The sequence below is a fragment of the Pseudomonas sp. FG86 genome, from assembly GCF_057808775.1.
The window spans coordinates 21,367-32,554 of the sequence record NZ_JBMDIS010000074.1 but is presented as its reverse complement, the minus strand read 5'-3'; the positions used below and the strand labels follow the sequence as shown (position 1 = coordinate 32,554).

Annotated in this window: 7 protein-coding genes and 1 pseudogene; 4 read left to right on the top strand and 4 right to left on the bottom strand. The window is 57.8% G+C overall.

Annotated features, from left to right (window positions below; translation table 11 throughout):
- Positions 1-145 precede the first annotated feature (145 nt).
- Both ACODSV_RS28910 and ACODSV_RS28905 read right to left on the bottom strand, forming a co-directional pair.
- Complete coding sequence (locus tag ACODSV_RS28910) at positions 146-778, bottom strand: hypothetical protein (RefSeq protein ID WP_150056590.1); 633 nt, start codon at positions 776-778, stop codon at positions 146-148.
- Positions 779-781: 3 nt separating this feature from the next.
- A pseudogene (locus tag ACODSV_RS28905) lies at positions 782-5,374 on the bottom strand (RHS repeat-associated core domain-containing protein).
- Positions 5,375-5,626: 252 nt separating this feature from the next.
- Here ACODSV_RS28905 and ACODSV_RS28900 point away from each other — a divergent pair.
- The 3 genes from ACODSV_RS28900 (at position 5,627) to ACODSV_RS28890 (ending at position 9,067) form a co-directional block, all read left to right on the top strand.
- Positions 5,627-8,119, top strand: coding sequence for a TonB-dependent siderophore receptor (locus ACODSV_RS28900; RefSeq protein WP_150054741.1), 2,493 nt, complete (start codon positions 5,627-5,629; stop codon positions 8,117-8,119).
- A 130-nt stretch (positions 8,120-8,249) separates the two neighbouring features.
- Positions 8,250-8,579 carry a hypothetical protein gene (locus ACODSV_RS28895; RefSeq protein WP_024076003.1) on the top strand — a complete coding sequence of 110 codons (330 nt, stop codon included), beginning with the start codon at positions 8,250-8,252 and terminating at the stop codon, positions 8,577-8,579.
- Positions 8,580-8,806: 227 nt separating this feature from the next.
- The gene (locus ACODSV_RS28890) at positions 8,807-9,067 is read left to right on the top strand and encodes a hypothetical protein (protein WP_024076002.1); all 261 of its coding nucleotides are present in this window, start codon (positions 8,807-8,809) and stop codon (positions 9,065-9,067) included.
- A 278-nt stretch (positions 9,068-9,345) separates the two neighbouring features.
- On the opposite strand, the gene ACODSV_RS28885 is transcribed toward ACODSV_RS28890, so the two are convergent.
- Positions 9,346-10,290, bottom strand: coding sequence for a sensor domain-containing diguanylate cyclase (locus ACODSV_RS28885; protein WP_150054740.1), 945 nt, complete (start codon positions 10,288-10,290; stop codon positions 9,346-9,348).
- Between the two features lie 210 nt (positions 10,291-10,500).
- Positions 10,501-10,641 carry a hypothetical protein gene (locus tag ACODSV_RS28880; protein WP_024076000.1) on the bottom strand — a complete coding sequence of 47 codons (141 nt, stop codon included), beginning with the start codon at positions 10,639-10,641 and terminating at the stop codon, positions 10,501-10,503.
- A 223-nt stretch (positions 10,642-10,864) separates the two neighbouring features.
- On the opposite strand from ACODSV_RS28880, the gene ACODSV_RS28875 reads away from it, so the two are divergent.
- A complete protein-coding gene (locus tag ACODSV_RS28875; RefSeq protein ID WP_150054739.1) occupies positions 10,865-11,176 on the top strand; it encodes a YXWGXW repeat-containing protein in 312 nt (103 codons plus the stop codon).
- Positions 11,177-11,188: the final 12 nt, after the last annotated feature.

The following is an 11,188-nucleotide window of genomic DNA, read 5'->3' as shown; positions in this document are numbered from 1 at the left end:
TTTTTCATTTTTTGTAGTCATATCAGAAGGTTAGCTGTTAAGTAAGTGCCATTCAGTTCTGTCCCCTTTCTGCTCTTTCTGCTCAGATCTTCTGAGAGGGCACACACGTAAAGTAAATAAAATGAATGTCGCACTCCTAAGCTCATTACCTATGGATATATTCGTAAACACCGTTTTGCTGAATTTCTTCCAAGTTAATTTTGTGAATGGTTTCGTTTAGGGAAGGCAAGTGTTTTGAGTGGCAAATGAGCTGGGCGACACCATGTGTTTCTGCATCATAGAATCTGAAGGAAATAGATTTTTCGTCAGAAAGAATTAATTTGAAGTCGTCAGTTTTTGAGATGTTCGTGAGAGTGCTTAGGTTGTGCCATAGGTGTTCGAGATTGCTTTCATTGTTTTGCATAAGTGTTACAGAAGTTCGGTAGCATGCCATGCAGTCAGGATTAATTTGAAGCGGGTTGCAATCTAAGTTAATTATCTGAGAGTAGATGTTGGTGAATTCATTTTTTCTTAAAATATCTGCTGGATGTGATTTTTTATAAAAGTTCTTTTGTAAAATGTATTCTTCGCTTTTGCTGTAGCAAGGCGATAGATGTGTATGCCACTGTACAATTTTTGGCCATTTTTCTGTAATTCGTGAGCTAAACTCACACCAGGTTTTCCACATACCTGCATAATCTTGGTTGAGCAGTGTTACCGTTATATAGTTCTCGTCGTGGCTAGGATACAGTTGATCCCACGGATGGATGCCTATTTGTCTGATGAATACTGTTTCCATTTTTTATCTCTTGAAGTATGAGTGATTGTCTGTGTCGTTTTTTAACGGTATTGATTGTCCGTTGATTCTGATCTCCGTGTTGAAGTGTGGACCAAGGTTGCCTTTTTTATGACCAAGTGAGTGCTCCCTGATTTCTATTTGGCGTTCCTGTAATTTGAATGTGTACACTCTACCCTCCGTGTACTGCTCCTGATCAGTGATCTTAACTCTGCGTATTAGTGTCGGGTGTTGAGTCTTTGGGATTTCGCCTATTGCTTTTGCTCTTTTAAAAGCACCATTTCTAGATAGTTTGCTATCGGCCCCTTTAGGTAGTTCTGCATCTCCCTCGTGGACTTTTGCATGTTTCTGCGGGGCATCAGCGCCGTTTGTCGGTTTACATCCATTTTCACCAGGACAAGTACTTAAGCCTAACGGATCTACCCAGCCGGTGGGATTTGGCACGTACTGGTACGCATTGATCCCACCCGCCAACTTAACCGGATCCGGTGTCAGGTAGCGACCGACATCCGGATTGTAGTAGCGATGACGGTTGTAGTGCAGCCCGCTTTCCTGATCGAAGTACTGACCCTGAAACCGTAGCGGGTTGTCGATTTTGCCTTTGTCGAGACGGCTGATCTGGCCGTAGGCGCGATAGTGCGCGGACCAGACGATTTCACCGTCGGGGGCGGTGAGTTCCTGCGGTGTGCCGAGGTGGTCGAGTTGGTAGTGATAAGGCTTGGTTTCTTTTGGACCGAAGCCTTCCAGCAGGGCGAGCGGGCGAAAGCTGTCCGGTTCGTAGATGTAGCTGCGATGCTTTTCGGCGTGATGTTCGGCGATGAGTTTGTCGCCTTGCCAGAAAAACTCGGTGGTGATGTTGTCGACGGTTTTGCTGATTCGCCGCCCAAACGGGTCATAGCGGTAGCTGGCGGTTTGGCCGTTGGGTTGGGTGATGCCGATCAGCCGATGCTGGCAGTCGTAGCGGTATTCGGTGACGAGTTGGTGACCCTTGCCGCGCCGTTCACGGATGAGGTTGCCGAAAGCGTCGTAGTCGTAGTGGCGGTCGCCCTGGATCATCAGGCGGTTGCCGGCGACGATGTCGGGGCCGGGGCGGTCTTGCATGAGCAGGTTGCCGGCCGGGTCGTGGGCGAAGCGTTCGTGCGGGGCTTGCGTATGGTCGGCGCGGGTGAGGCGGGCGAGGGGGTCGTAGTGGTAGTGGTGTTCGCCTTTGCGGCTGTCGACTAAACGGGTGAGGTTGCCGGTTTTGTCGTAGTCGTAGTGGCGCTGGTAAAGGTGGGTGTCCTGTTGCGCGACGGTGTGGGCGTGCAGGCGGTGTTGTTCGTCGTAGTGGTAGTGGCTGAGGAGCTGGCCCTGTTGGCGTTGGTGTTCTTGGCCGGCCTTGAATAGATGAGAGGTCAGCAGTGCGCCATTTAACTCGACGGTGGCGAGGTGGCCGCCTTTGCTGTGGTTGAACACCACGCGGTTGTTGTCGGGCAGGCGCAGGTTTTGAAGCTGACCGCAGGCGTCGTAGCCATAACGCAAGGTGCCCCAGCCTTGGTGTTCGGCGGTGAGACGGTTTTGGCTATCGTATTCGTAGGCTAGCGCCCAGTGACCGTCGTCGACGCTGAGGAGGTTGCCTTGGCGGTCGTAGGTATATTCAACAAGGTTGCCGTCGGGCAGGGTTTTTCGTACGAGGCGACCGGCGTGGTCTCGCTCATAACGAGTAACGAGCTGACTGCCATCGTCGCCGTGTTCGGTCTTTTCCTGCAGGTTGCCGTTGAGGTCGTAGGCATAAGCCGTACGCTGCCCATCAAACCCGACTTCCTGCTGGATCAGCCCGTTGGGGTGGTAGTCGAGCCGGTAGGTCTCGCCGACCTCGTTTTCGATCTCGGTCAGCAGTAACCGGGCGTTGTCGTAGCGGTAGTGGACCTGGGTGCCATCGGCGTTGATACGGCGGCTGATCAGGTGCAAGCCGTCGGCGTATTCGTAGCGGGTGACACGCCCGAGTTCATCGCGTTCGGCGGTGATTTTTCCGTAGGGGTTGTAGCTGTATTCCCGACACGCCCCACCGGGCAGCACCACGCGAACCAACCGACCCACGCTGTCCCACTGATACTGGGTCAGCGCGCCATGCTCATCCTCACGGGCCACCTGCCGGCCAAGATCGTCATAGCGATAGCGCCGCACAGCGCCATTGGGCAGCGTCTGCTCCAGCAGTTGCCCGCGCTCATTCCACACCAGTCGCTGACAACTGTGATCCGGGTACCAAACCCCAACCAGTTGTCCGTATTGGTCGTAGCTGTAGTCGGTGACATGGCCGTCGGGATCGGTCTTACGAATGACATCGCCCTGGTCATTACGCTCGTACTTTCAGACCGCCAGACCCCGCCTTACAACCCGTACGAAGCCATTGTCATGCTCGTAGGACGTCGGCTCGTCATCCCCCGGAAACAGCGCGACCAAGCGCCCGGCTTCGTCGTACTGATACGCCGTCACCGCCCCCAGCGGGTCCTGCTCGACCGTCAGCCGACCTTTGTCATCGTAGGATTTGAAGTGCTGCGCACCGTCCGGATCAATCCGCTGCACCAGCCGCGCCCGGTGGTCATGGACATACACTTCCTGGCTGCCATCGGCGTTGTGCACCGTGACGCGACCATCGTCACTCCACACATAGCGCGTGTCCATCTGCGAAAAACTGGCCCAATGCCGGACACATCGCGCCGCCTTGCCAGACCGTTCCCACGCCCAGAAGAAACTCGCCCCACCGGCCAATTGCCGCTCGAGAATGACGTGCTTATCGTCGTAGCGGTAAACCTCGCTTTCGCCGACGGCATTGGTCGCCGAGACCAGCCGTCCAGCGTCGTCATAGGCGTAGGCAACAACGTGCTGCTCCGTCACCCAGACGTAGGGTTCATGCCCCTTGGCGCGCTGAACCTGGTAATCCACCGCCACAATGCGGCCCCGTTCATAGCGCAAAAACAGCGACCGGCCCGCGCCGTTATCCAACCGCTCAATGCGCCCCAATACGTCGCGGAAGATTCGCAGGCGGTTGTCATACGCATCACTGATCGAGACCAATACACCGTCGCGAAAGTGATAAAACCGCGAGGCCTGGGCCAGCACCAGTTCATCCGGCGAAGCGCCCAGATAGATCGCCGCTTCAGCCAGGCTATTGGTGATCGCCGGGCGAGCCGCGGTGGGCAGCGGGAACTCAGTCGTGCGGTTTTCATGGTCAATCCAGACGACCGAATCGCCCACCACAGAAAGCCTGTGCGCCAGCGAATGACTCCAGCCAAACCCCAACCCGCAATCCACTTCCACCGCACTGGTGCGGTACAACCGGGTCCACTCGAAGGGCAAAATCCCGTCCAGCGTGCCATCGGTGAGGGTGAGCAATTCCTCGCCGGTAACCATCGACACCGGACAGCCGTTGGTTACGGTTTTATCCGAAGACGCGGCAGCATCCCCCGCAGGGTTTTTCCCCGAAAGAGGCGCATCATCCACGTGCTCTTTTTGCTTCAGCACCGTGTTCTGCCGCGCCCGCCAGCGCATCTGCAGCGTGCCTTGCTTGAGCCCGCCGACCACGCCGCGAACCGCCACCGCTTTGTAGCGATCCACCGCCTGCATGAACTTCGTCAGAATCGCCAGCACGCCCTGAACAAAACCTACAGCCGCCTTAACCATCTGCGCGCCATACCTGGCCAGCCGCAGGCTCAAATACGCCACTGCTGCCGCGGGCAATGCGATGGTCAGCACCGCACCCATCACCAGGTCGATCAGTAGCGACACCACAAACCCAGCCGCCACTTGCGCAATCTCACTGGGCGGCAATGCGTCCAACCAGATCATCGCCGTGCGCACCAGCAGGAACAGCGCCGCTTCATCACTGGCGAGCAACATCGCCTGTTCCATGACCTTGGGGGCGCTGGCGGCCAAATCCGCCAGCTTGGCCGCTTCGGCGCCAAGCTGTTCGACGTACTTCAACGGGTCTTCAAGAATTGCCTGCACCAGCTGGATGCTGTCCCACACCTCGCGAATCGCCGCCCAACTGCCAGCCAATATCCCGCTGCCAATCGCGCTGGCCGTCGACTGTTGCCAATGCGGCTTGAACCCTTCCCACTGCGACCGCAGCCATTGCTCCAGGTCTGCGGTCAGCCCGGCGTAGGACACAAACAACGCGTCCACCTGTTGCGCCGACACGCCGCCTTGCACCCGTACCTGGTAGCGCGCGCCCGCGACGCATGGGTGTGAGCCTTTACCCTGTTCATCGAGCATGACCACGGTAGAACTGCCGTCATCCAGGCCGATCACCTCAACCGGGATATCGCCAATCGGCACGTCATACACCGACTCGAACTTGCTTTCGATCTGCAACACACCGCCCGCCGGGCAGCGGGCCACGGTGGAGAAGTCGGTATCGGAAAGGCTCACGGAACGTTGCGAATTCCCCGCGCGCAACACCCGATCCATCCTCAGCAACGACGGTAAATCAGCGGCGTGGCTCACCGAATCCAGCGCACGCGAATACCAGGCCCCCAGTTGCTGGCGATACGTCACCAGGCTCTGATGGAAGCCATCCAGCTCATGTTCGATATGGGCAATGTGGGAAGCGTTGGTCATCCGTGACGTCTCGGCAGAAGGCAAGGCGTCGGAGTCTGCCGCAGCGAAAAGCGGCTGGATGAACGGTTTTGAAAATCAGAAAGGGCTCACCACAGTCAGGAAAAAGACGCGAAAAACCTACCCAAAGGGCTACACAAAAAAGCGATCCAACCGATTGCAGTACACCACTCAAATAAAAACTGCTCTCATCCTTGCCCGATTTTCCTGCGTGCCCGTCATGGTTAATAGAACCTCCATTACGCAGGATTTCCCATGTCGCGCCTTGCTCGTCCCTTGCACCCACTGGCCCTGTCCGTGGCGATTGCCTTTGCCGCCGTGCCGCTGCTGATCGTGCCGTCCGCCTTCGCTGAAGAAAGCCGCAGCGCCTTGCGCCGTTTCCAGATTCCGGCCGGCGAATTGAGCCAGGCACTCAATAGCCTGGCCGAACAGGCGGGCCTGGTGCTGGCTTTCGATGCAAGCCTGGCCCGTGGCAAACGCAGCAATGGCTTGAGCGGGCAATACGACACTGAGGTAGCGCTGAATCATGTGCTCGCCGGTAGCGGCTTGCAGGCGCTGAAGATCTCTGCCGACCGCTACCGTCTGGAAGCTATCCCGGATAACGGCGGGGCCATGGAGTTACAGGCCACGACCATCAGCGCGGCCGACCGGGCCGACAGTCCGACCGGGCCGGTGGCCGGCTACGTGGCCACGCGCAGCCTGTCAGGAACCAAGACCGACACCGCAGTGATTGAAACCCCGCAGTCGATTTCTATCGTCACTAAAGACCAGATGCGCGCACAGAACGCCGAGAGCCTTAACCAGATCCTGCGCTACAGCGCCGCTGTCGTTCCGGAAACCCGTGGCGCCACGGCCTCGCGCCTGGATCAACTGACCATCCGTGGCTTCGCCCCGTCCACCTACCTCGATGGCCTGCGCGTGCCTGCCAGCCGTGACGCCTTGCCGCAAAAGGACGCCTTCGATCTGGAGCGCGTCGAAGTACTGCGCGGCCCGGCTTCGGTGCTGTATGGCCCGGGCACGCCGAGCGGGGTGATCAATATGGTCACCAAGCGCCCGCTGGACACGCCGTTTCATGAAGTGGGCGTCGAATACGGCACCTTCAACAAGAAGCGCACCACCTTCGACCTCAGTGGCCCGATCGACGATCAGGGTGTGTACGCCTACCGTGTGGCGGGATTGTTCGACGAGGCCGACGGCCAGGTCGAACACACCGAGACCCGCCGCCAGTCACTGTCCAGTGCATTCACCTGGCGCCCGGACGAGGCCACCTCGCTGACCTTGCTCGGGCATTTCCAGAAGGACCCCCAAGGCGCATCCTACGGCTCGGTGCCGGCCTGGGGCTCGGTGCTGCACAGTCCGACCGGGCGCAGGATCGACGTGGACTTCTACGACGGCGAAAAGAATTTCGAGAAGAGTGACCGTGAGTATTACTCCCTTGGCTACGCGTTCGAACATCATGTCGACGATGTCTGGACCGTGCGCCAGAACGCGCGCTACCTGCGTGCCGAAGGTGTCTATCGGAGCCTCTACAACAGCTACCTCAGGGCGGATTACCGCACGTCCAAGCGTTCGACCATTGCCACCGATGTCGACATGGACGCCTACAACCTCGACAACCAACTGCAAGCCAAATTCGACACCGGGCCATTGCAGCACACGTTGTTGATGGGCCTCGATTACCAGAACACCAGCACCGACACCAAGGCCGGTTACGGCTCGGGGCCGGACCTGGATATCTTCGACCCGGTCTACGGCGCGCCCGTGGCCACGCCAGCGTTCACCACCGATGCGACCTCGCGCAGCGAACAGACGGGGGTCTACCTGCAGGAGCAAATGAAGTGGGACCAATGGGTGCTGTTGCTCGGCGGTCGCTATGACTGGGCCAGCACCGACAGCACTACCAAGACCCTGAGCAGTGGCGCCAAGAGCAAATCCTCCCTGGACAGCAAGGCGTTTACCGGGCGTGTGGGCCTGGTCTATCTGTTTGAAAACGGTCTGGCGCCTTACGCCAGCTATGCCGAGTCGTTCAACCCGCAATCGGGCACCGGCTACGGTGGTTCGGTGTTCAAGCCGACCGAGGGCAAGCAGTATGAAATCGGTATCAAGTACCAACCGCCAGGCAGCAACAGCTTTATCACGGCGGCGATTTTCGACCTGCGCCAGAGCAACGTGCCTACCATCGACCCAGACCCGACCCACCTGTGTGGCAATGGCCGTTGCAACATCCAGGACGGCGAACAGCAATCCCGTGGCTTTGAACTGGAAGGCAAGGCCAGCCTCAACGACAACCTGGACATCACCGCCGCCTACGCGTACCTGGATAACCGTGCGAGCAAGTCCAACAGCACCGCGCAGTACGCGCCGGTCAGCGATGTGGGCGTAGGGCCGGCGATCCCGGTCAAAGGCACGACCACGTATGGCCTGCCGCGCCATACGGCCTCGGCCTGGGCTGACTACACCTTCCATGATGGCCAGTTGAAAGGATTCGGTGCCGGTGCTGGCGCACGCTATGTCGGATCGTCCTGGGGGGATACGGCCAACACCCTGAAAGTCCCGGGCTACACCTTGTTTGACGCGGCGGTGCACTACGACATTGCGAATATTGCCAACCCCAAGGACAACCTGCGCCTGGCGCTGAACGCCACCAACCTGGCGAATAAAGAATACGTGGCGTCCTGCTTGTCCTACTCCTGGTGCTGGTATGGCTCGCAACGCACCGTGCAGGCGAGCGCGACTTATCGGTGGTGAACCCATGCAGTCCCTGTAAGTGCGATAGAACTCACTCCTACCGTGTGCAATAAGGCAATTTAGTGGCCCCTTTGTAACAAAATTCTCGCCAGAATCGCTTTTATTTTCAGGTGGTTAGGTGAGGAAACAAATGCGCACTGTTGGAATCATGCTGTTCGCCTGTTCCCTGGCCGGCGGCGCGGCTACCGTGCAGGCACGGGAGTTGCGCGAGGGTGACAAGTACATGTGCAGTTGGGGCGCAGGTACTGCCGCCAGGGCTCAGGAACTCAAGCTGTCAGGGGTTTCGCTGTATGCCGCGCGACAAAAGATCCAGACCATCAAGTTCAACAAATCGTGGATGCGCATGATGGCCATGGGCATCACCGAGCAGACCTATGACAGCCGCTCTCGGCTCAAGCCCGAGGCGATTCGCCAGACGTTCTATCAGGACTGCCTGCGCTACAAAGTGGCGCGTAAATAAACGATTGGCCGGCAGCGCTTCTGCTCTTGATCTGCCCTCGCGGGGCAGGCGCTTTACAAATCCATGACAATCCCTGTGTTTCAATTTGCATACAATTGCGCCCTGCATGGAGGAGGCAAGTATGCAAACGCTGAGTCGAGAACAGATCACCGACCTGGGCAGGTCGGTGGTGGCCAATGAGGTGGGTGACGACGTCCGCTACGAAAAGAGCAGGGCGCTATAAGCTCATGAACCCGCCAGCGGCCGAATCGTCCAACAGCTTGCGTTATTTCGCGTTCGGGGTGCTGTGTGTCGCAGGGGCACTGGGGATCTATTTCGTGCAGTTCAATGCCGAGGTCGACCGCCAACGCGAGGCGGCGGCCGAACGCATTGCCTTGTGCCGGCAAGTGGAGCGTGTGGCCAGTGCGGCATCGTCTAACAGTGTCGAACTTCGCGAAACCTGCAAACGGTTGAACGGGCAATCCTCCAAAAGTGTCACGCCGCTTTAATTAATAACCATTGTTTATAAAGGGATATATGAGGTGGAAGTAATCGCGATACTTGCACCAAAAAGTGGCACTCATATACCCCTCTACCTTAAAAAATATGTGGTTATTGAATGACTTACGACGCTTTTAATCCGACGAAAGGATTAAAATAATCTTGTTACAGCTTTTTACACTGGGTATTATTGCCGGGCGTTCACCTCCCACGGTTTATGCATTTTTAAATCCCAAGTTTCCATCAGCTACTTGGGATTTTTTTTGCCCGCGATTTGACCTCGGTATCACACTTCTATTTCGGCAAACTCTGCACGCATCCGTCCATTGTGCTTGGCCTGGTACAGCAATTTGTCGACGCTTTCGACAAACCCCAGCATCGCACTGTTCGGCGTCACGATATGCGTGCCGACCCCCAGGCTCAGGCTCAGCAGGTTTGATACCGGTGAAAACCCATGTTCGATCTGTTGCTGGCAAATCAGATGCAGGCAACGTTGCGCCACTTGCCTGGCCGATGCGGCGTCGGTTTCCGGCAATAACCAAACGAATTCCTCGCCGCCGATGCGCGCGATGAAGTCCCGCGGTCGGTTGGCCGCCAATGACAGCGTGCGTGCCACCTGACGCAGGCATTCATCACCCTTGATATGGCCGTAGTGGTCGTTGTACTGCTTGAAAAAATCGATATCCAGGATGATCAACGACAGCGGCAACTGGCTACGCTGGGCGCTGGCCCATTCGCGTTCCAGCACGGTATCGAACATGCGGCGGTTGGCGATACCGGTGAGGCCGTCCTGGAAGGAGTATTCCTCCAGCTGTTTTTGCAGGCGAGTGAGGTGCTCTTCGGTCTTTTTGCGCTCGCTGATATCGAACATGAAGCCGATCAGCGCTTCGACCTCGCCATCCTTGCGTACCACATGCACCACGTCGCGAATCCACACATAGTCGCCGTTGACCGTCAGCGCGCGGTAATCGGCCTCGTGGTCCACCCCGGCACGGGATTGCGAGACACAGAAATTCACAACGTATTCGCGGTCATCCGGGTGCATGCGCTCCACCCAGTCATCCACGCTGACCCAGCTTTTCGGCGCCCAACCCAGCAGCGCTTCGATCTGCGGGCCGATATAACTGAAGGTCATGGTCTGCCAGTCGATGCGCCAGGGGATGGCCTTGGTCGATTCCAGCAGCGTCTTGTACACATCGCTGTCGGGCAGGCTTGGGAGTTCGGTGCTCATGATTGGGCGGCTCGCGATGATGGCTAAACGCCAACAGCGTCATTTGATCATGGGCTGGAGTCAAGCGCTGGGTGCAGCAGCAGACGGGAGGTCGAGTGATGGGCATTCTGGCGTCAGCCGTGGGGCATTTACGCGGTGAAGAGCGGCATGGTCGATACGTTTGCATCCCCCCGCGCTCCAAGCCGGACGCGGAGGGGTTAGCGCGCTGGATCAGCCGTTGACGGTGTCGGTCGGTGTCGCGGCAGCGCCGTAGTAGCGCCAGCAGCAATGCCGGTGCTCCGGCACGATCACACAGCCGCTGAGGCTGACAATCAACAAGGCGGCGACCAGCATGGATAGGCGACGAGACATGGCATTTCCTCTTGGGTGTGTTGTGCGTACTCTTTAAACGCCGTCACCCGCGTAAATCCGTCGCGAAGCTTTCAAACATTTCATCAAGCCTTGCCATCCCCTGCGCAATACTGCGTTTGACCACTGCCTGGAAAAAAACGCCGCGGCCTGCGACGGATTTGCCGGCACACGCCGTTCAACCCATCAGCAGCGTGTATTCCTGCACGCCGATGAAGGAGTTGCCATGAGACCCCTGACCCATTTGCGTTATGCCGTGCTGATCCCGCTGGCCTTCGCCGTGTTCGTCAGTACCCCGACCTTTGCCCAGACCGACATCATCATCCAGCAGACGCCGCCACCACAGCGTGTGGAAATGATTCCCGCCGAGCGCCCCGGTTATGCCTGGGACCCTGGCCACTGGCGCTGGGAAGGACGCGGTTACGCCTGGGTGCCGGGTCACTGGCAGCCGGTGATGCGCCATGCCCGCTGGGAGCCTGGGCACTGGGAAGCCCATGGCCCGAACTGGTATTGGCGTGAAGGGCACTGGATTCGCTGAAACCTCTTAGCC

Bases quoted from the DNA above. Each gene is read 5' to 3' on its own strand.
- ACODSV_RS28910 (WP_150056590.1), bottom strand. From the start codon at position 778: ATGGAAACAGTATTCATCAGACAAATAGGCATCCATCCGTGGGATCAA.
- ACODSV_RS28900 (WP_150054741.1), top strand. From the start codon at position 5,627: ATGTCGCGCCTTGCTCGTCCCTTGCACCCACTGGCCCTGTCCGTGGCG.
- ACODSV_RS28895 (WP_024076003.1), top strand. From the start codon at position 8,250: ATGCGCACTGTTGGAATCATGCTGTTCGCCTGTTCCCTGGCCGGCGGC.
- ACODSV_RS28890 (WP_024076002.1), top strand. From the start codon at position 8,807: ATGAACCCGCCAGCGGCCGAATCGTCCAACAGCTTGCGTTATTTCGCG.
- ACODSV_RS28885 (WP_150054740.1), bottom strand. From the start codon at position 10,290: ATGAGCACCGAACTCCCAAGCCTGCCCGACAGCGATGTGTACAAGACG.
- ACODSV_RS28880 (WP_024076000.1), bottom strand. From the start codon at position 10,641: ATGTCTCGTCGCCTATCCATGCTGGTCGCCGCCTTGTTGATTGTCAGC.
- ACODSV_RS28875 (WP_150054739.1), top strand. From the start codon at position 10,865: ATGAGACCCCTGACCCATTTGCGTTATGCCGTGCTGATCCCGCTGGCC.